This window comes from Serratia sp. Res13-Sevr-LER1-36-b, assembly GCF_015673035.1.
GTDB classification, from domain to species: Bacteria; Pseudomonadota; Gammaproteobacteria; order Enterobacterales; family Enterobacteriaceae; genus Chania; species Chania fonticola_C.
Genome location: NZ_JADACK010000006.1, coordinates 1 through 19848, shown reverse-complemented (window position 1 = coordinate 19848; position 19848 = coordinate 1). Strand labels below are relative to the sequence as shown.

Sequence of the window (19848 nt, the reverse complement as noted above, 5' to 3'; positions counted from 1 at the left end):
TGTCATGGTCTCTGGCGGCCAGAGATCGAGGTAACCGGGAGGAAAGGGGGGATTTTGCCCGCATAGGATTATCAATGCTTATAAGGGTAAGCACTTTTCGTCGTAACTTTCACCACTATCAATAAGCCGTTGCGATAGATCATGGATAAAAAGCGATGCAGATAACGAAATATAAGTAATTTTTTTGCCCTCTTCTAATGAGTGGGGTACTGTCATAAGTGGCGCATGCCCTTTTCAGCTGCGTCTTAGAAATACACCAGGGTAGTTTGTAAATTAGAATTTAAAAAGTGAAGAAAACACTATGACAAGTGCAAATCGTCCGATACTTAATCTCGACCTCGATCTGCTAAGAACCTTTGTTGCTGTTGCTGATTTGAATACGTTTGCGGCGGCTGCCGTTGCCGTTTGTCGTACTCAGTCCGCAGTTAGTCAACAAATGCAGCGGTTAGAGCAATTGGTTGGCAAAGAGTTGTTCGCCCGTCATGGGCGCAATAAGTTGTTAACCGAACACGGTATCCAGCTTCTCGGCTACGCCAGGAAAATCCTGCGCTTCAACGATGAAGCCTGTGCCTCCTTGATGTACAACAATATCAAGGGCGTTCTGACTATCGGTGCTTCTGATGATACTGCCGATACCATTTTGCCTTTCTTGCTAAACCGCGTGACGTCGGTCTATCCCAAGCTGGCGATTGATGTGCGGGTGAAGCGTAGTCCGTTCATGATCGACATGCTGAAGAATGGCGAAGTGGATCTGGCCATCACCACCGTGGATACCGAAGGGCATCCGCACATCATTCTGCGTACGTCTCCAACGTTGTGGTACTGCTCGGCAGATTACCATTATCAGGCGGGGGAACCGATCCCTCTGGTGGTGATGGATGAGCCAAGCCCGTTCCGAGCGATGGCGATAAAGCACCTTGAAGCTGCCGGCATTCCTTGGCGTATTGCCTACGTGGCCTCAACGCTTTCTGCGGTGCGCGCGGCGTGTCGGGCAGGTTTGGGGATCACCGTGCGGCCAATCGAAATGATGAGCCCAGATCTGCGAGTTCTAGGCGCGGCAGAAGGTTTACCGCATCTTCCTGATACGCAGTATGCGCTGTGCAAAGACATGAAGTGCGAAAATGAACTGGCCATGGCGATCTTCAGTGCCGTGCAAAACGGCAGTGAGATTTACCACTTCGGCGGAGGCGAATCTTCGGTGATCGATGAAGGTTCCAGCGTGGCGGATAGCGAAGAGTAGCGTTTTACCCTAAGCTAGCCATATTGAAAGTTACAAACCTCTGCCACGGCGGAGGTTTTTTTTAGCTCAAAAAGAGGGAAATCAAGAATTTTGGCCTGTTGAGGGTAAATTCGATGCTAAGTGGGTATTTCTACATGGTTTCTAGCAGGTGATCCCCTCACAACTTCGGGTTGCTCGTTTTTTATCCAGTGATAACAACAAGTAAATACCTGGAGTTGATAGGGTTATTTTGCTATTTTACGCTGACGTTTTTTTACCTGAAATTGACAAAAATTGTTAAACTGCCACACTTTTTTTGAGGATTTCTGCCTGAAACGTGTCCTGGATCAAAAAAATACCCCTAGGTAGTGAGTGGAACAACAGGGAATTCCTGAGAGAATGGTATAGTAAAAGTGAAATGTGCCTGCGGGGTTATATCTATCTGTTTCCGTTGAGCAATCAACTGACACGATTTAGCCTAAGCCAAGCGCATCATATGTTAATTAAATGCTTCGTATGTAAATTAGTGTGTAGATACTTTTGTCAAAGTTGACAGAAGGTTATAGAAAGGAGTAAAAAGCCCACAGTAAAACACTGCCTAACTCTCTGTAAAAGCAGCTTGTTTGTGTGGTTATTTATCCTTCCCTTAAATCGATGTGGTGCACTAACTGCCAGTTACAAGAGCAGAACGATCGACGCCACTTTTGATGAGTAAGCATAGAGTATGTCAACAACCATTGAAGTCATCGCTCATCACTGGGCGTTCGCCGTATTTCTTATCATGGCTATCGGGCTCTGCGGCTTCATGCTGCTGGGTGCGTTCTTCTTGGGTGGGAGAGCCCAGGCTCGCTCCAAAAACACCCCCTATGAATCAGGGATCGACTCGGTCGGTACGGCGCGCCTGCGTCTGTCTGCCAAGTTCTACCTGGTGGCCATGTTCTTCGTTATTTTCGATGTTGAAGCCTTATACCTGTATGCCTGGTCGGTCTCGATTCGTGAGAGCGGTTGGGTAGGCTTTATCGAAGCCGCCATTTTCATTTTGGTGTTATTGGCTGGTCTGGTTTATCTGGTGCGTATCGGCGCATTGGATTGGACTCCAACGCGTTCCAAGCGTTTGAGCAAGCCAGGTACCATCAAGAACGCTAGCAACAGTCATCCGCAGTAACAGCGAGGCATTAAGATGGACTATACGCTCACCCGCATAGACCCGAACGGTGAGAACGACCGTTATCCCCTGCAAAAACAGGAGATCGTTGGCGATCCCCTTGAGCAGCAGGTTCACCGTACGGTTTACATGGGTAAACTCGAACATGCTTTGCATGACATGGTGAACTGGGGGCGTAAAAACTCTCTTTGGCCGTATAACTTCGGCCTTTCGTGCTGTTATGTGGAAATGGTGACCTCGTTTACCGCCGTTCACGACGTGGCGCGTTTTGGTGCGGAAGTATTGCGTGCCTCACCACGCCAGGCAGACTTTATGGTCGTTGCCGGCACCTGTTTTACCAAGATGGCCCCGGTTATTCAGCGCTTGTACGAGCAAATGCTGGAGCCGAAATGGGTGATCTCGATGGGCGCCTGCGCCAACTCCGGCGGCATGTACGATATCTACTCGGTCGTCCAGGGCGTGGATAAATTCCTGCCGGTCGACGTGTATATCCCAGGCTGCCCACCGCGCCCGGAAGCTTACATGCAGGCACTGCTGCTGCTGCAAGAATCCATTGGCAAAGAACGTCGCCCGCTGTCGTGGGTCGTTGGCGATCAGGGCGTGTACCGCGCCAATATGCCATCAGAAAAAGAACGTAAGCACGCCGAGCGTATTGCGGTAACCAACCTTCGGTCGCCTGACGAGATTTAAGACGTTCATTTAACGTCCATCTTAGTGCGCTATTGGTTAACACAGCGAAAAGTTGAACTTGCGGCGAAATAACCCTTTAGTGTGGTGAAAAAAATTATGACAGATTTAACGACGCACGAAGCTCTGCCTGCTTGGCATACCCGCGATCATCTCGATGATCCGGTGATCGGCGAACTGCGCAACCGTTTTGGGCCGGAAGCCTTTACTGTTCAGCCCACCCGTACCGGAATGCCCGTGGTATGGGTTAAAGTTGAGCAGTTGCTGGAAGTGATGACCTTTTTGAGAAAACAACCGAAGCCGTACGTCATGCTGTTCGATCTGCATGGCATGGACGAGCGTCTTCGTACCCACCGTGAAGGCTTGCCTGCCGCGGACTTCTCTGTTTTCTACCATCTGATTTCTGTCGAACGTAACCGTGACATCATGCTGAAAGTGGCGCTGTCTGAAAAAGACCTGCACGTGCCCACAGCAACCAAGATTTTCCCGAATGCCAACTGGTATGAGCGCGAAACCTGGGAAATGTTCGGTATTACCTTCGACGGCCACCCGCACCTGACGCGCATCATGATGCCGCAGACCTGGGAAGGCCATCCACTGCGTAAAGACTACCCGGCGCGTGCTACCGAATTCGATCCCTTTGTGTTGACCAAACAGAAAGAAGATCTGGAGATGGAATCGCTGAAGTTCAAGCCGGAAGAGTGGGGCATGAAGCGCGGCACCGAAAACGAGGACTTCATGTTCCTCAACCTCGGCCCGAACCACCCGTCTTCACACGGTGCATTCCGTATTATTCTGCAGCTGGACGGTGAAGACATCGTTGACTGTGTGCCGGACGTGGGCTACCACCACCGTGGCGCAGAGAAGATGGGCGAACGCCAGTCCTGGCACAGCTTTATCCCGTATACCGACCGTATCGAATACCTCGGCGGCTGCGTAAACGAAATGCCTTACGTACTGGCGGTGGAAAAACTGGCCGGGATCGTGGTGCCGGATCGTGTCAACACCATCCGCGTGATGCTGTCTGAACTGTTCCGCATCAACAGCCACCTGCTGTATATCAGTACCTTTATCCAGGACGTGGGCGCCATGACCCCGGTGTTCTTCGCCTTTACCGATCGGCAGAAAGTGTACGATCTGGTGGAAGCGATTACCGGTTTCCGTATGCACCCGGCCTGGTTCCGTATTGGTGGCGTGGCACACGACCTGCCGCGTGGCTGGGATCGCCTGCTGCGTGACTTCCTAGACTGGATGCCGAAACGCCTCGACTCCTATGTGAAAGCCGCACTGCACAACACCATTCTGAAAGGGCGTTCTGTCGGCGTCGCTTCTTACAACGCGAAAGAAGCGTTGGAATGGGGTGTGACCGGTGCTGGCCTGCGTGCTACCGGCGTTGAGTTTGACGTGCGTAAATGGCGTCCATACTCCGGCTATGAAAACTTCGATTTCGAAGTTCCGGTCGGCGACGGCAACAGCGACTGCTACACCCGTGTGATGCTGAAAGTGGAAGAGCTGCGCCAGAGCCTGCGCATTCTTGAGCAGTGCCTGAACAACATGCCGGAAGGCCCGTTCAAGGCCGATCATCCGCTGACCACGCCGCCGCCGAAAGAGCGCACGCTGCAGCATATTGAAACGCTGATCACCCACTTCCTGCAGGTTTCCTGGGGCCCGGTGATGCCAGCTAACGAATCATTCCAGATGGTTGAAGCCACGAAAGGGATCAACAGCTACTACCTGACCAGCGACGGCAGCACCATGAGCTATCGCACCAGGATCCGTACGCCAAGCTATGCTCACCTGCAGCAAATCCCTGCGGTGATCCGTGGCAGCCTGGTCTCTGACCTGATCGTCTATCTGGGTAGTATCGATTTTGTAATGTCAGATGTGGACCGCTAACTATGCATGATCTTAAAGACACTCACGTGAGTCACGATGCGCTTGAGGCCACCAATGCAGCCGCTCCCCAGAGCGGCGCTGATGCATTTGTGCTGAGCGCGGAAGAACGTGATGCGATCGAGCACGAAAAGCACCATTACGAGGATCCACGCGCCGCCTCCATTGAAGCACTGAAGATCGTGCAGAAGCAGCGTGGCTGGGTTCCGGATGGGGCGATTTATGCCATCGCTGAAGTGCTGGGCATCCCAGCCAGCGACGTAGAAGGCGTGGCCACGTTCTACAGCCAGATTTTCCGCCAGCCAGTAGGACGCCACGTGATCCGTTACTGTGACAGCGTGGTTTGTCACATCAACGGCTACCAGGGTATTCAGGCCGCGCTGGAAAAGAAACTCAACATCAAGCCGGGCCAGACTACCTTCGACGGTCGTTTCACCCTGCTGCCGACCTGCTGTCTGGGCAACTGCGACAAAGGCCCGAACATGATGATCGATGAAGATACTCATGCTCACCTGACGCCAGAAAACGCGGTCGAACTGTTGGAGCGGTATAAATGATGATTGATATCAAACGTACTGCCGAAATGCATCCGCTGACCTGGCGCCTGCGCGATGACCAACAGCCGGTATGGCTGGATGAATATCGCAGCAAGAACGGTTACCAGGGCGCGGAAAAAGCGCTGAAAGGCATGGCCGCCGACGACATCGTCACACTGGTGAAAGATGCCGGGCTGAAAGGCCGTGGCGGTGCAGGTTTCTCCACCGGTTTGAAGTGGAGCCTGATGCCGAAAGACGAATCCATGAACATCCGTTACCTGCTGTGTAACGCCGATGAAATGGAACCGGGCACCTATAAAGACCGTCTGCTGATGGAGCAACTGCCGCACCTGTTGGTGGAAGGCATGCTGATTTCGGCATTCGCGCTGAAAGCCTACCGGGGTTACATCTTCCTGCGTGGCGAATACGTCGAGGCCGCAGTGCATCTGCGCCGTGCGATTGCGGAAGCTACCGAAGCAGGCCTGCTGGGCAAAAATATCATGGGCAGCGGCTTTGACTTCGAGCTGTTCGTCCACACCGGCGCTGGCCGCTACATCTGCGGTGAAGAAACGGCGCTGATCAACTCGCTGGAAGGCCGCCGCGCCAACCCGCGCTCCAAGCCGCCATTCCCCGCTTCCGTGGGCGTATGGGGCAAACCGACCTGCGTGAACAACGTGGAGACCCTGTGTAACGTGCCTGCCATCCTCGAGCATGGTGTGGACTGGTACAAAGGGATCTCCGCCGGTAAGAGTAACGACGCTGGTACCAAACTGATGGGCTTCTCAGGCCGGGTGAAAAACCCAGGCGTCTGGGAGCTGCCGTTTGGCACTACCGCGCGTGAAATTCTGGAAGATTACGCCGGTGGCATGCGCGATGGCCTGAAATTTAAAGCCTGGCAGCCGGGCGGGGCGGGTACCGATTTCCTGACCGCCGACCATCTGGATCTGCCAATGGACTTCGAAAGCATCGGTAAAGCGGGCAGCCGTTTAGGTACGGCGCTAGCGATGGCGGTGGATCACGAAATCGGCATGGTTCCCCTGGTGCGTAACCTGGAAGAGTTCTTTGCCCGTGAGTCCTGTGGCTGGTGTACACCGTGCCGTGACGGCTTGCCGTGGAGCGTGAAGATCCTGCGTGCTTTGGAAAGAGGCGAAGGCCAACCGGGGGATATCGAAACCCTCGAGCAGCTGTGCCGTTCCCTTGGCCCAGGTAAAACCTTCTGCGCCCATGCGCCAGGTGCCGTAGAGCCACTGCAAAGCGCGATTAAATATTTCCGTGAAGAGTTTGAAGCCGGGATTTCCCCACAGTACTTGGGCAATCTCCAGGCGGTTGGCGGCATTCAGCCAAACAACTTGTTGAAGCAACGCTGGTAATCCCGCTTTGCCAGGGTGCGGTGAGCGCGCCCCGAAACACGGCCAGAATTTTTGATTAACGCCTGCCTTATGGGCAGGCCACTTGGAAGCATGCTGACTATGGCTACGATTCATGTAGACGGCAAAGAATACGACGTAGATGGAGCCGACAACCTGTTGCAGGCGTGTCTCTCCCTCGGCCTCGATATTCCTTACTTTTGCTGGCATCCGGCGCTTGGAAGCGTCGGCGCTTGCCGCCAATGTGCGGTAAAGCAATACCAAAACGCGGACGATACGCGTGGCCGTTTGGTGATGTCCTGTATGACACCGGCATCCGATGGAACCTTTATTTCCATCGATGACGCAGAAGCCAAACAGTTCCGTGAAAGCGTGGTCGAGTGGTTGATGACCAACCACCCGCACGACTGTCCGGTATGTGAAGAGGGCGGTAACTGTCACCTGCAAGATATGACAGTAATGACCGGCCACAGCTTCCGTAAATATCGCTTCAGTAAGCGTACCCATAACAACCAGGAACTGGGGCCATTTATCTCGCATGAGATGAACCGCTGCATCGCCTGCTACCGTTGTGTGCGTTACTACAAAGACTACGCAGATGGCACCGATTTCGGTGTGTACGGCGCGCACGACAACGTCTATTTCGGTCGTCCGGAAAGCGGCACGCTGGAAAGCGAGTTCTCCGGTAACCTGGTAGAAGTGTGCCCAACCGGCGTATTCACCGACAAAACCCACTCCGAGCGTTACAACCGTAAGTGGGACATGCAGTTTGCCCCGAGCATCTGCCAGCAGTGCAGCATCGGCTGTAACACCAGCCCGGGTGAGCGCTATGGCGAACTGCGTCGTATCGAAAACCGTTACAACGGCAGCGTAAACCACTATTTCCTGTGTGACCGCGGCCGCTTTGGTTATGGCTATGTGAACCAGAAAGATCGCCCTCGTCAGCCGCAGCAACTGCGTGGCAACGACTGGATCACCCTGAACGCCGAGCAGGCGATGCAGGGCGCGGCAGATATTCTGCGTCAGGCCAACAAAACCATCGGTATCGGTTCACCGCGTGCCAGCCTGGAAAGCAACTTTGCGTTGCGTGAACTGGTCGGCGCCGAGAACTTCTATACCGGCATCAATCAGGCTGAACAACAGCGCCTGAACCTGATGCTCAACGTGTTGAAAAACAGCGGCGTCTATACGCCTAACCTGCGTGAAATCGAAAGCTACGACGCGGTGTTGGTACTGGGTGAAGATTTGACCCAAACCGGCGCTCGTATCGCGCTGTCGGTGCGTCAGGCAGTGAAAGGTAAAGCCCGCGCGATGGCTGCGGCACACCGCGTTGCCGATTGGCAGATCGCGGCGGTGCAAACCATCGGGCAGCACGCCAAACACCCGCTGTTCGTCACTAACGTCGATAACACCCGCTTGGACGACATCGCCGCCTGGAACTATCGTGCACCGGTGGATGATCAAGCCCGTTTAGGCTTCGCCATTGCCCACGCGCTGGATGATTCCGCTCCCGCGGTGACCGATCTGGCCGAAGACCTGAACAAGAAAATTGATGTGATCGTACAGGCCCTGGCCGGTGCGCAGAAGCCATTGATCATTACCGGCAGCAATGCGGGTAGTGAAGCGATCATTGAAGCTGCGGCCAACATTGCCAAGGCGTTGAAAGGTCGCGGTGCCAATGTTGGTATCACCTTCGTCGCAGCCGCCGCCAACAGCATGGGCTTGGCGATGATTGGTGGTGGCTCGCTGGACGAGGCACTGGTGCAACTGGAAAGTGGTGCCGCTGATACCGCCATCGTGATGGAAAACGATCTCTATCGTCACGCCCCGGCGGCCAAAGTGGATGCCGCATTGGCCAAGATCAGTAACCTGATCGTTGCCGATCACCAGCGCACCGCCATCATGGATAAAGCCAACCTGATCCTGTCTGCGGCCAGTTTTGCAGAGAGCGATGGGACCTTGGTCAGCCAGGAAGGCCGTGCTCAGCGCTTCTTCCAGGTCTACGACCCGGCTTATTACGATGATGCCAAGAAAAATATCTACAGCGTGATGTTGGAAAGCTGGCGTTGGATGCACTCGCTGCACTCCACCTACACCAGCCGCCATGTTGACTGGACTCAGCTAGATGACGTGATTGCCGCCTGCGTGAGCGCATTGCCGCAGTTACAAGGTATTGTCGAAGCTGCACCAGATGCGACCTTCCGCATCCGTGGTCAGAAACTGGCCCGTTCACCGCACCGCTACAGTGGCCGCACCGCGATGCGTGCCGATATCAGCGTGCATGAACCGCGTCAGCCGCAGGATAAAGACACCATGTTCGCCTTCTCGATGGAAGGGAACAACAGCCCACTGGCTGACCGTCAGCAGATCCCATTTGCCTGGGCTCCAGGTTGGAACTCACCGCAGGCATGGAACAAGTTCCAGGCCGAAGTGGGTGGCAAACTGCGTCATGGCGATCCGGGTATCCGCCTGATCGAAGCAGGGGAGGGCAACCTCGGTTACTTCACCGCTATCCCTACGGCGTTTAAAGCCGAAGGCTGGCGTGTTGCGCCGTATTACCACCTGTTTGGCAGTGACGAAATGTCACAGCGTTCCGAAGTGATCCAGCAGCGTATGCCTCAGGCCTACGTGATGATCAACGTTGCCGATGCCGCGCAGCTTGGTGTCAATGCCGGTGCCTGGGTCGAGTTCAGCTGTGCCGGTCAAACTCTGCGTTTGCCGGTACGCCTGAGTGAAACCCTGAGCCAAGGCCAGGTTGGTTTGCCACTCGGCTTGCCAGGGATCCCGCCGGTACTGGTGGGTGCGAAGGTTGAAAATCTGCGGGAGGCGGCACTATGAGCTGGTTGACACCTGAGGTGATCGACATCCTGATCGCCGTGTTGAAAGCGGTGGTGATCCTGTTGGTCGTGGTCACCTGCGGGGCGTTTATGAGCTTCGGCGAACGCCGTCTGCTGGGGCTGTTCCAGAACCGTTACGGACCAAACCGTGTCGGCTGGGGCGGTTCGCTGCAGCTGGTCGCCGACATGATCAAAATGTTCTTCAAAGAAGACTGGGTTCCGACCTTCGCCGACCGCATGATCTTTACGCTGGCCCCGGTGATTGCCTTTACCTCGCTGCTGTTGGCCTTTGCCATCGTGCCGGTCAGCCCGACCTGGTCGGTGGCCGATCTCAACATCGGTATTCTGTTCTTCCTGATGATGGCTGGCCTGGCGGTGTATGCCGTGCTGTTCGCTGGCTGGTCCAGTAACAACAAATACTCGCTGTTAGGGGCGATGCGTGCTTCGGCACAAACCCTGAGCTACGAAGTGTTCCTCGGCCTGTCTGTGCTGGGCGTGGTGGCGCAAGCCGACTCGTTCAACATGCAGGCGATTGTTGAGTCACAGGCGCACATCTGGAACGTCATTCCGCAATTCTTTGGTTTCATTACCTTTGCGATTGCCGGTGTGGCGGTATGTCACCGCCACCCATTTGACCAGCCGGAAGCCGAGCAGGAACTGGCCGACGGTTACCACATTGAATATTCCGGTATGAAATTCGGTCTGTTCTTCGTGGGGGAATACATCGGTATCGTGACCGTGTCCGCCCTGATTGTGACGTTGTTCTTCGGCGGTTGGCAGGGTCCATTCCTGCCGCCATTCATCTGGTTCGCACTGAAAACGGCCTTCTTCATGGTGATGTTCATTCTGATCCGTGCTTCGTTGCCGCGTCCGCGTTATGACCAGGTGATGTCATTCGGCTGGAAGATTTGCCTGCCGTTGACGCTGCTGAACCTGCTGGCAACCGCCGCGGTCATTTTGTACAACGCTCAATAAGGGGTGAATAAACCATGACATTGAAAGAGTTAGTGGTTGGTTTCGGCACCCAGGTGCGCAGCCTTTGGATGATTGGCCTGCACGCCTTCGCCAAACGCGAAACCCAGATGTATCCGGAAGAACCGGTTTACCTGCCGCCGCGCTATCGTGGCCGCATCGTGCTGACGCGCGATCCGGACGGTGAAGAGCGCTGCGTGGCCTGTAACCTGTGTGCGGTTGCCTGCCCGGTTGGCTGTATCTCCCTGCAAAAAGCAGAGCAGAAAGATGGCCGTTGGTATCCGGAGTTTTTCCGCATCAACTTCTCACGCTGCATTTTCTGCGGTCTGTGCGAAGAAGCTTGCCCAACCACCGCGATCCAGCTGACGCCGGATTTCGAAATGGGTGAGTTCAAGCGCCAGGATCTGGTGTACGAAAAAGAAGATCTGTTGATCTCGGGGCCGGGTAAATATCCGGAATATAACTTCTACCGGATGGCCGGTATGGCGATTGACGGCAAAGCCAAAGGCGAAGCCGAAAACGAAGCCAAACCGATCGACGTCAAAGGTCTGTTGCCTTAAGGAGCCAGCAAGCATGGAAATTGCCTTTTATCTGGCAGGGTTCATTGCGATTATCGCGACCATTCGCGTCATCTCGCATACCAATCCTGTGCATGCGCTGCTGTATCTGATCGTTTCTTTACTGGCGATCTCGGCAGTCTTTTTCTCACTGGGTGCCTACTTTGCAGGTGCTCTGGAAATCATCGTCTACGCCGGTGCCATTATGGTGCTGTTCGTGTTCGTGGTCATGATGCTCAACCTCGGTAACGCGGTGCAGCAGCAAGAGCGCGACTGGCTGAAACCTGCCGTCTGGATTGGTCCTGGTCTGCTGTCACTGATCTTGCTGGTGGTGCTGATTGTGGCGATCCGCAGCGTGTCCGATCAGGGCATCACCGGTGAGATGGTGGACGCCAAAGCGGTCGGGATCAGCCTGTTTGGTCCTTACGTGCTGGCGGTTGAGCTGGCTTCAATGCTGCTGTTGGCGGGCCTGGTCGTTGCCTTCCACATTGGTCGTGAGCACAAACCGGGTGAAGTGTTCAGCAATACCCCGGCAAGCAGCGAAATGGCGAAAAGAAAATCGGAGGACCAAGCATGATCCCTCTTCAACATGGGCTGATCCTGGCGGCGATCCTGTTCGTCCTGGGGCTGACCGGCTTGATGTTACGCCGTAACCTGCTGTTTATGCTGATCAGTCTGGAAGTGATGATCAACGCTGCGGCGTTGGCGTTTATCGTGGCGGGTAGCTATTGGGGCCAGACAGACGGGCAGGTGATGTACATCCTGGCCATCAGTCTGGCGGCAGCCGAGGCCAGTATCGGCCTGGCGTTGCTGCTACAGCTCTACCGTCGTCGGCATACCCTGGATATTGACACTGTCAGTGAGATGCGCGGATGAACCTATTATATTTAACTATTCTGCTACCGCTGATCGGGTTCCTGCTGTTGGCATTTTCCCGTGGTCGCTGGTCTGAAAACACCGCGGCTACCGTTGGCGTAGGGTCGATTGGCCTGGCGGCACTGGTCACGGTGTATGTGGCGATTGATTTCCTGGGCCAACGGGCCGCTGGCGTGCAGCTGTATGAGCAAAGCCTGTGGAACTGGATGAGCGTTGGCGACTTCAACGTCGGCGTTACCCTGGTGCTGGACGGCCTGTCACTGACCATGCTGTCGGTAGTCACCGGCGTTGGCTTCCTGATCCACATGTATGCTTCCTGGTACATGCGTGGTGAAGAGGGCTACTCCCGCTTCTTCGCTTACACCAACCTGTTTATCGCCAGCATGGTGATATTGGTACTGGCAGACAACCTGCTGCTGATGTACCTGGGTTGGGAAGGCGTGGGCCTGTGCAGCTACCTGTTGATCGGCTTCTACTACAAAGATCCGGCCAACGGCGCGGCGGCCATGAAAGCCTTCATCGTTACCCGCGTGGGCGACGTGTTCCTGGCCATTGCGCTGTTCATCCTGTACCACGAGCTGGGTACGCTGAACATCCGTGAACTGATGGTGCTGGCACCGCAGAAACTGGCGGTTGGCGATACGGCATTGACCTGGGCAACCCTGATGTTACTGGGTGGCGCAGTGGGTAAATCGGCTCAGCTGCCGTTGCAAACCTGGCTGGCAGATGCGATGGCGGGTCCAACCCCGGTGTCTGCATTGATCCACGCGGCAACCATGGTTACCGCAGGTGTCTACCTGATTGCTCGTATGCACGGCCTGTTCCTGATGACGCCGGAAGTGCTGAATCTGGTCGGCATCATTGGTGGCGTTACGCTGCTGCTGGCGGGCTTTGCCGCGCTGGTGCAGACCGACATCAAACGCGTGCTTGCCTATTCCACCATGAGCCAGATTGGCTACATGTTCCTGGCGCTGGGTGTGCAGGCATGGGATGCGGCCATCTTCCACCTGATGACTCACGCGTTCTTCAAGGCGCTGCTGTTCCTGTCCTCCGGTTCGGTGATCCTGGCCTGTCATCATGAGCAGAACATCTTCAAGATGGGTGGCCTGCGCAAGAGCATTCCGCTGGTCTATGTATGCTTCCTGGTGGGGGGCGCGGCGCTGTCTGCTCTGCCTATCGTCACCGCTGGCTTCTTCAGTAAGGATGAAATCCTGGCGGGCGCCATGGCGAACGGCCACTTCAACCTGATGATTGCCGGTCTGATTGGTGCATTCATGACCTCACTGTATACCTTCCGCATGATCTTCATCGTGTTCCACGGCGAAGAGAAAATCAAAGCGCATGCGGGCAAAGGTATTACTCACCACCTGCCACTGTTGGTTCTGATGGTGCTGTCCACCTTCGTCGGCGCGATGATTGTGCCGCCGTTGCAAGGTGTACTACCGGAAACCACTGAACTGGCACACGGCAGCGTTCTGACGTTGGAGATCGCCTCTGGCGTGGTCGCTATCGTCGGGATCCTGCTGGCAGCTGCGCTGTGGCTGGGCCAACGTCGCCTGGTAAACAGCATCGCGAACAGCGCTCCGGGTCGTTTCTTCTCGACCTGGTGGTTCCATGCCTGGGGCTTCGACTGGCTGTATGACAAAGTGTTCGTCAAGCCATACCTGGGCATCGCCAAGCTGCTGCAAAGCGATCCGCTGAACTCGCTGATGAATCTGCCTGCGCTGTTCTCCCGCTGGGGGAACCGTGGCCTGACGGTGAGTGAGAACGGTCAGATCCGCTGGTATATCGCGTCTATGGGTGTGGGTGCAGTGCTGGTACTGGCTCTGTTGATTTTGGTTTAACTGAATAATTTAAACAGACGCATTTTGGGTTCGGCCCTTGTCGAACAAGGGCCCGATACAAGTTTTTTAGATTATTCATATAAGGGACACAAAACGCCATGCTATTACCTTGGCTAATTCTTATCCCCTTTATCGGCGGTCTGCTGTGCTGGCAGTGCGAGCGTTTCGGTACTAAGGCGCCGCGCTGGATAGCGTTGATCGCAATGGGGCTGACGTTGGCGCTTTCTCTGCAACTGTGGTTGCAGGGGGGCTATTCGTTGATAAAACCGCAGGGCGTGCCGCAGTGGCAGTCTGAGTTTATGTTGCCGTGGATCCCGCGCTTTGGCATCAGCATTCACCTGGCGCTGGACGGCCTGTCACTGCTGATGGTGGTGCTGACCGGTTTCCTGGGCGTGCTGGCGATCCTCTGTTCCTGGCGTGAAATCCAGAAGTATCAGGGCTTCTTCCACCTGAACCTGTTGTGGATCCTGGGCGGCGTGATCGGCGTGTTCCTGGCCATCGACCTGTTCCTGTTCTTCTTCTTCTGGGAAATGATGCTGGTGCCGATGTACTTCCTGATCGCCTTGTGGGGTCATAAAGCATCGGATGGTAAAACCCGTATCACCGCAGCAACCAAGTTCTTCATCTATACCCAGGCCAGCGGTCTGGTGATGTTGATTGCGATCATGGGCCTGGTATTTGTGCACTACAATGCGACCGGCGTGTGGACCTTCAACTATGAAGATCTGCTGAAAACCCCGATGTCGCACAACGTTGAATACCTGTTGATGCTGGGCTTCTTCATCGCGTTTGCGGTGAAAATGCCGGTGGTGCCATTGCACGGCTGGTTGCCAGATGCGCATAGCCAGGCACCAACGGCGGGTTCTGTCGACCTGGCGGGGATCTTGCTGAAGACGGCGGCCTACGGCCTGCTGCGTTTCAGCCTGCCGCTGTTCCCGAACGCGTCCGCCGAGTTTGCCCCTATCGCCATGTGGCTGGGTGTGATTGGTATCTTCTACGGTGCCTGGATGGCGTTCGCGCAGACCGACATCAAACGTCTGATTGCCTACACCTCCGTTTCCCATATGGGCTTCGTACTGATCGCCATCTACACCGGTAGCCAGCTGGCTTACCAGGGCGCAGTGATCCAGATGATCGCCCACGGCTTGTCTGCCGCCGGTATGTTCATCATCTGTGGCCAGTTGTACGAACGTCTGCATACTCGCGATATGCGTCAGATGGGCGGCCTGTGGGGACGTATCAAGTATCTTCCTGCGCTGTCGCTGTTCTTCGCGGTGGCAACCCTGGGGATGCCGGGTACCGGTAACTTCGTCGGTGAATTCATGATCCTGTTCGGCAGCTTCCAGGTTGTACCAGTGATCACCGTGATTTCTACCTTCGGTCTGGTGTTTGCTTCGGTTTACTCGTTGATCATGATGCAGCGTGCCTACTACGGCACCCCGAAATCTGATCAACCGTTGCCGGGCATGACCGCACGTGAACTGTTTATCATTCTGCTGTTGGTGGTACTGCTGGTGCTGCTGGGTGTTTATCCTCAGCCAATCCTCGATACCTCAAGTGCGGCGATGAGCAACGTGCAACACTGGTTTGGTCCGTCAGTTTCAGCAATTTCAACAACAAGGCCGTAATTCGCCATGACAATAACTCCTCAACAACTGATCGCACTGTTACCGCTGTTGATCGTCGGATTGACGGTGGTGGTTGTGATGCTGTGCATTGCGTGGCGACGCGACCACTTTATCAACGCCACCCTGACAGTGATCGGTCTTAACCTGGCGCTGCTTTCACTCTACTTTGTTGGCCAGGTAGGCCCAATGGACGTCACCCCGCTGGTGCGGGTTGACGGTTACTCGATGTTCTATACCGGGTTGGTGGTGCTGGCTAGTCTGGCAACCTGTACCTTCGCCTATCCATGGCTGGTGGGTTACCCGGATAACCGCGAAGAGTTCTACCTGCTGGTGCTGATTGCTACCATGGGTGGCATTCTGCTGGCGAGCGCCAACCACCTGGCTTCACTGTTCCTGGGTATTGAGCTGATCTCGCTGCCGCTGTTTGGTCTGATAGGTTACGCCTATCGCCAGAAGCGTTCGCTGGAAGCGGCCATCAAGTACATGGTGCTGTCTGCGGCGGCCTCTAGCTTCCTGCTGTTCGGCATGGCGCTGCTGTATGCCGAATCCGGTGATCTGTCACTGGCAGGCCTGGGCAAGAGCATGCAGGAGAACATGATGCATCAGCCGCTGATCCTGGCAGGCATGGGCATGATGATCGTCGGTCTGGGCTTCAAACTCTCCCTGGTACCTTTCCAGCTGTGGACGCCGGATGTGTATCAAGGGGCGCCAGCGCCGGTCTCAACCTTCCTGGCTACCGCCAGCAAGATTGCGATCTTCGCCGTTGTGATGCGTCTGTTCCTGTACGCACCGGCTGCAGACAACGAAGCGCTGCGGATGGTGTTGTCTATCATCGCCGTCTGCTCGATCCTGTTCGGTAACCTGATGGCGATCAGCCAGACCAACATCAAGCGACTGCTGGGTTACTCCTCGATCGCTCACTTGGGTTATCTGTTGGTGGCGCTGGTTGCGGTGCAAACCCACCAGCTGTCGCTGGAAACCGCCGGGGTTTATCTGGCCGGTTACCTGTTCAGCAGCCTGGGTGCCTTCGGTGTGGTTAGCCTGATGTCCAGCCCGTACCGTGGCCCGGACGCCGACTCGCTGTTCTCCTATCGCGGCCTGTTCTGGCACAAGCCAATCCTGTCAGCGGTGATGACGGTGATGATGTTGTCCCTGGCCGGTATCCCGATGACGCTGGGCTTTATCGGTAAGTTCTTCGTGATTGCGATGGGCGTCAGTGCTCACCTGTGGTGGTTGACCGGTGCCGTAGTGCTGGGTAGTGCTATCGGCTTGTACTACTACCTGCGTGTGACCGTCAGCCTGTTCCTCAGTGCGCCGGAAACGCTGGTTCGTGATACGCCAAACAACTGGGCGTTGACCGCCGGTGGTGTGGTGGTGCTGATCTCTGCCGCGTTGGTGCTGTTGCTGGGTATCTACCCGCAGCCGCTGATCACGCTGGTGCAGATGGCACAGCCGATGTTCTGATTGATCTCGAGCTAGACAACAAGGGTCGCCAAATGGCGGCCCTTGTTTTTTGTGGGTTAGACGCTGTTAAACGAGTCTTCCAGTTCTTGAACTACCGCGCGTATTCTTGCCGCGTGTTGCAAATCCGGATGTAACACCAGCCAGATATCTACCCAGTCCTGATTCTCCGGGAGGATACGCACCAGATCGGGATCGCTATCGGCCAGGAAGCAAGAGAGCAGGCCGATGCCTAACCCGTTGCGCGTTGCCGAACGCAGTAACAGCTGTGAGTTGCATTGCAGCACCACATTTGGCTCATTTAGCGCTTCGCCGCCGAAGTTTTCCCAATGGCGCGGCACCAGGTCGCGTGGGAACATCAGCAAATCGTGGCCGCGCAGGTAGTCGCCTTTACTTGGCGTTCCGTGTTGAGCCAGATAGCCCTGCGTGGCATATAACCCCATCTCGATAGTTGCCAGACGTTTGATGACCAGTTCATCAGATTCAGGGCGAGCACCACGGATAGCCAGATCTGCCCCGCGATAGGAGATGTCGGAGATATTGAGTGCCGTCAGTAGCGTGATGGTGATCTGTGGGTATTTCTCGCGCAGCCGTTTCAGCGCCGGGATCACAAAGGCCTCGGCCAAGGTATCGGTGGTGGCGATGCGCACTTCACCCGCCAGGCTTTGATCGCCGCTGCTGGCTTTACGGGCGATAGCCTGAACCGCATTTTCCATCGCCAGCACTTCTGCCAGCATGGCTTCACCCAGCGGGCTGAGGGAGAAGGATTTTGGCGTGCGAATAAACAGCTTTGAACCCAACGCCTGTTCGAAAGCGGTGATCCGCCGCCCAACGGTAGCTTGATCGACGTGAAGCTCATGGGCAGCCTTGCGTAATGTACCGCAGCGTGCCACCGCCAGGAAGAAGCGTGCATCATCCCAATTCATTGTGCAGTGTCCTTGGTGGCATCCGATTTATTTTGACCGCCAGCGGCGGCAGAGACAGTTATTATCTGGGAAGCGATAAGTAAATGCATCTGCGTGAGGTTGTGGAGCAAGCTTATTTGTAGCAGGCAATCCATTTTGCGCAAAAATGCTGGTATTCTTGGTCAGTGCCGCTAGCAAATTGCCAACGGTGAAAACCGCCGCGTAAGAGATTATCTGCAGCCCGGCAGGGCTGCATTCTGGGGAAATCATGGTTGCTTTATGGATGGTCGCTGCCAGCGTGTTCTTCGCGCTGATGGGGGCCTGCATCAAACTGGCTTCGGCCAAGGTCGGTTTCTTCGATATTATTTTTTACCGTTCATTGATCAACGTGGCCATCGTGGCGGCGCTGATAAAAATCAAAAATATCGGTTTTCGTACCCGCCATCTTGGCTTGCACATGAAGCGCGCCGCGATTGGCAATGCGGCCATGTATTGCGGCTTCTATGCGCTGATCCATCTGCCTATCGCCACCGCAACCACGCTGGGCTATACCAATCCGATTTTCCAATCGGTGATCACCTTCGTCACGGCCAGAGGCCAACTGACCGGCAGGTTGCTGTTCTCGGTGCTGCTGGGCTTTGTGGGCATCCTGATCCTGTTGCGTCCAGATGTACCGAACGGGGAATATACCGCCACCTTGATTGGCCTGCTGTCTGGATTGCTGACGGCGCTGGCCTATTTCAACGTCGGCAAACTGGTGCGTACCGGGGAGCCTGAACTGCGTGTGGTGTTTTACTTCTCGCTGGTCGGTACCTTGTTCGGCGTGGTGATGAGTTCGATTGTCGGATTCGCGGCGTTGGATGCGACCAGCCTGCTGTACGTCTGCGCTATCGGTGTATTCGGCAGCCTGGGGCAGATCACCATGACCCGCGCCTATGGCGGTGGCAATGCGGTCACCGTCGGCATTCTTTCCTACAGTACGATCATTTTCTCCACGCTGCTCGGCTACCTGATTTTTGCCCAGACCCTGTCGTTTATCGCCGCGGCGGGCATGGTGCTGATCATCCTTTCCGGAGCGTTAGCCATTTTGCGCCGTACACCTGCGAAAAAGGTAGCCACGGCTTCGGTGTGATTTTGCCGCTCTGGCCACCTGCAACAATGCATCATAGTGCTGCATTGTTGGTGGTTTTGGCGGTTTGCTCTGAACGCTATGATGAGCGCCTGATATTTTGCGGGTGAGGTGATTTGCCTGCGTATTTAGGGAGAAAATCATGTCCGACGGTGTAGCCGTTGATAAAACCGCGCGAGCCAATACGACCTCCTCGCCTGGTGCCATTGTGCTATTTCTGGCTCTGGCATTGATGTCGGCACTGCTCAACAGCAGTGCGCCAACGCCGCTTTATCCCTTGTACCAACAGCAACTGGCACTGACCTCGGTCAACCTGACCCTGATCTACGGGGCTTATGCCGCTGGGGTACTGATTTCCCTGTTCGCTGTGGGCAACCTGGCTGGCAAGGTGAAAGATTTACGCAGCATGATCGTCCCGGCACTGCTGGTGGTATTGCTGGGAGCATTGCTTTTTGCCCTGGCCGATTCATTTTCCCTGATGTTGATGGCTCGCTTGCTGGCCGGGGTAGGCACGGGGGCGTTGACCGGTGCGGCAAATATTGCGTTGGTCCGTTTTGGCCCTGCGGACGGTGGCAAGCAGGCGGCGCTAATTGCTACCCTGTCCTTTACTGCCGGGTTGGCATTGGGGCCTGTTTTTAGCGGTATAGCGTTGCAGACCGGTTTTCATACCACCTCGATGCCATTTGTGATCATCATGGCGGTGGCGACGATGGCCGCTTTGGGGATTATGTTGAGCTGGCCTGCGCGTGTGGTGGTCAAAGCTAGCGTCAGT

At 55.4% G+C, this 19848-nt stretch carries 17 protein-coding genes; 16 read left to right on the top strand and 1 reads right to left on the bottom strand.

What is annotated here, in order from left to right:
- The first annotated feature begins 301 nt into the window (after positions 1-301).
- The 14 genes from lrhA (at position 302) to nuoN (ending at position 17045) form a co-directional block, all read left to right on the top strand.
- Positions 302-1240, top strand: coding sequence for a transcriptional regulator LrhA (gene lrhA, locus IMQ33_RS05810; protein ID WP_065683097.1), 939 nt, complete (start codon positions 302-304; stop codon positions 1238-1240).
- A gap of 703 nt (positions 1241-1943) precedes the next feature.
- A complete protein-coding gene (locus IMQ33_RS05805; RefSeq protein ID WP_065683098.1) occupies positions 1944-2384 on the top strand; it encodes an NADH-quinone oxidoreductase subunit A in 441 nt (146 codons plus the stop codon).
- Positions 2385-2399: 15 nt separating this feature from the next.
- Complete coding sequence (locus tag IMQ33_RS05800; protein WP_024529592.1) at positions 2400-3074, top strand: NADH-quinone oxidoreductase subunit B family protein; 675 nt, start codon at positions 2400-2402, stop codon at positions 3072-3074.
- A 96-nt stretch (positions 3075-3170) separates the two neighbouring features.
- On the top strand, positions 3171-4967 hold the full coding sequence (nuoC, locus tag IMQ33_RS05795) for an NADH-quinone oxidoreductase subunit C/D (RefSeq protein WP_024529593.1): 1797 nt from the start codon (positions 3171-3173) through the stop codon (positions 4965-4967).
- 2 nt (positions 4968-4969) lie between these two features.
- Positions 4970-5521, top strand: a complete 552-nt coding sequence (gene nuoE, locus IMQ33_RS05790; RefSeq protein WP_021178523.1) for an NADH-quinone oxidoreductase subunit NuoE — start codon at positions 4970-4972, stop codon at positions 5519-5521.
- Entirely contained in the window at positions 5518-6870 is a 1353-nt protein-coding gene (nuoF, locus tag IMQ33_RS05785) for an NADH-quinone oxidoreductase subunit NuoF (protein WP_021805992.1), read from the top strand. The genes nuoE and nuoF overlap by 4 nt, the downstream gene beginning before the upstream one ends.
- 99 nt (positions 6871-6969) lie before the next feature.
- Complete coding sequence (nuoG, locus tag IMQ33_RS05780; RefSeq protein WP_098931879.1) at positions 6970-9705, top strand: NADH-quinone oxidoreductase subunit NuoG; 2736 nt, start codon at positions 6970-6972, stop codon at positions 9703-9705.
- A complete protein-coding gene (gene nuoH, locus IMQ33_RS05775; RefSeq protein WP_021805990.1) occupies positions 9702-10679 on the top strand; it encodes an NADH-quinone oxidoreductase subunit NuoH in 978 nt (325 codons plus the stop codon). Before nuoG ends, nuoH begins: the two co-directional genes overlap by 4 nt.
- Before the next feature lie 14 nt (positions 10680-10693).
- Positions 10694-11236, top strand: a complete 543-nt coding sequence (nuoI, locus tag IMQ33_RS05770; RefSeq protein WP_021178518.1) for an NADH-quinone oxidoreductase subunit NuoI — start codon at positions 10694-10696, stop codon at positions 11234-11236.
- 13 nt (positions 11237-11249) lie between these two features.
- Positions 11250-11810, top strand: a complete 561-nt coding sequence (gene nuoJ / locus IMQ33_RS05765; RefSeq protein WP_021805989.1) for an NADH-quinone oxidoreductase subunit J — start codon at positions 11250-11252, stop codon at positions 11808-11810.
- Positions 11807-12109 carry an NADH-quinone oxidoreductase subunit NuoK gene (gene nuoK, locus IMQ33_RS05760; RefSeq protein ID WP_021178516.1) on the top strand — a complete coding sequence of 101 codons (303 nt, stop codon included), beginning with the start codon at positions 11807-11809 and terminating at the stop codon, positions 12107-12109. The genes nuoJ and nuoK overlap by 4 nt, the downstream gene beginning before the upstream one ends.
- Positions 12106-13953 carry an NADH-quinone oxidoreductase subunit L gene (gene nuoL / locus IMQ33_RS05755; protein ID WP_098930391.1) on the top strand — a complete coding sequence of 616 codons (1848 nt, stop codon included), beginning with the start codon at positions 12106-12108 and terminating at the stop codon, positions 13951-13953. Before nuoK ends, nuoL begins: the two co-directional genes overlap by 4 nt.
- A 98-nt stretch (positions 13954-14051) precedes the next feature.
- Positions 14052-15581 (top strand): NADH-quinone oxidoreductase subunit M, encoded by a 1530-nt coding sequence (gene nuoM, locus IMQ33_RS05750; protein ID WP_024485132.1) that lies wholly within the window; start codon positions 14052-14054, stop codon positions 15579-15581.
- Between the two features lie 6 nt (positions 15582-15587).
- On the top strand, positions 15588-17045 hold the full coding sequence (gene nuoN, locus IMQ33_RS05745) for an NADH-quinone oxidoreductase subunit NuoN (protein WP_021805986.1): 1458 nt from the start codon (positions 15588-15590) through the stop codon (positions 17043-17045).
- Between the two features lie 56 nt (positions 17046-17101).
- Here nuoN and IMQ33_RS05740 read toward each other — a convergent pair whose 3' ends face one another.
- Positions 17102-17968, bottom strand: a complete 867-nt coding sequence (locus tag IMQ33_RS05740; RefSeq protein WP_196062686.1) for a LysR family transcriptional regulator — start codon at positions 17966-17968, stop codon at positions 17102-17104.
- A gap of 247 nt (positions 17969-18215) precedes the next feature.
- Here IMQ33_RS05740 and IMQ33_RS05735 point away from each other — a divergent pair, with 247 nt between their 5' ends.
- Together IMQ33_RS05735 and IMQ33_RS05730 are read left to right on the top strand one after the other, a co-directional pair.
- Complete coding sequence (locus IMQ33_RS05735) at positions 18216-19079, top strand: DMT family transporter (protein WP_065683103.1); 864 nt, start codon at positions 18216-18218, stop codon at positions 19077-19079.
- Positions 19080-19218: 139 nt separating this feature from the next.
- A partial coding sequence (locus IMQ33_RS05730; protein ID WP_196067751.1) for an MFS transporter occupies positions 19219-19848 on the top strand: 630 nt, incomplete at its 3' end.

Bases quoted from the DNA above. Each gene is read 5' to 3' on its own strand.
- lrhA (WP_065683097.1), top strand. From the start codon at position 302: ATGACAAGTGCAAATCGTCCGATACTTAATCTCGACCTCGATCTGCTA.
- IMQ33_RS05805 (WP_065683098.1), top strand. From the start codon at position 1,944: ATGTCAACAACCATTGAAGTCATCGCTCATCACTGGGCGTTCGCCGTA.
- IMQ33_RS05800 (WP_024529592.1), top strand. From the start codon at position 2,400: ATGGACTATACGCTCACCCGCATAGACCCGAACGGTGAGAACGACCGT.
- nuoC (WP_024529593.1), top strand. From the start codon at position 3,171: ATGACAGATTTAACGACGCACGAAGCTCTGCCTGCTTGGCATACCCGC.
- nuoE (WP_021178523.1), top strand. From the start codon at position 4,970: ATGCATGATCTTAAAGACACTCACGTGAGTCACGATGCGCTTGAGGCC.
- nuoF (WP_021805992.1), top strand. From the start codon at position 5,518: ATGATGATTGATATCAAACGTACTGCCGAAATGCATCCGCTGACCTGG.
- nuoG (WP_098931879.1), top strand. From the start codon at position 6,970: ATGGCTACGATTCATGTAGACGGCAAAGAATACGACGTAGATGGAGCC.
- nuoH (WP_021805990.1), top strand. From the start codon at position 9,702: ATGAGCTGGTTGACACCTGAGGTGATCGACATCCTGATCGCCGTGTTG.
- nuoI (WP_021178518.1), top strand. From the start codon at position 10,694: ATGACATTGAAAGAGTTAGTGGTTGGTTTCGGCACCCAGGTGCGCAGC.
- nuoJ (WP_021805989.1), top strand. From the start codon at position 11,250: ATGGAAATTGCCTTTTATCTGGCAGGGTTCATTGCGATTATCGCGACC.
- nuoK (WP_021178516.1), top strand. From the start codon at position 11,807: ATGATCCCTCTTCAACATGGGCTGATCCTGGCGGCGATCCTGTTCGTC.
- nuoL (WP_098930391.1), top strand. From the start codon at position 12,106: ATGAACCTATTATATTTAACTATTCTGCTACCGCTGATCGGGTTCCTG.
- nuoM (WP_024485132.1), top strand. From the start codon at position 14,052: ATGCTATTACCTTGGCTAATTCTTATCCCCTTTATCGGCGGTCTGCTG.
- nuoN (WP_021805986.1), top strand. From the start codon at position 15,588: ATGACAATAACTCCTCAACAACTGATCGCACTGTTACCGCTGTTGATC.
- IMQ33_RS05740 (WP_196062686.1), bottom strand. From the start codon at position 17,968: ATGAATTGGGATGATGCACGCTTCTTCCTGGCGGTGGCACGCTGCGGT.
- IMQ33_RS05735 (WP_065683103.1), top strand. From the start codon at position 18,216: ATGGTTGCTTTATGGATGGTCGCTGCCAGCGTGTTCTTCGCGCTGATG.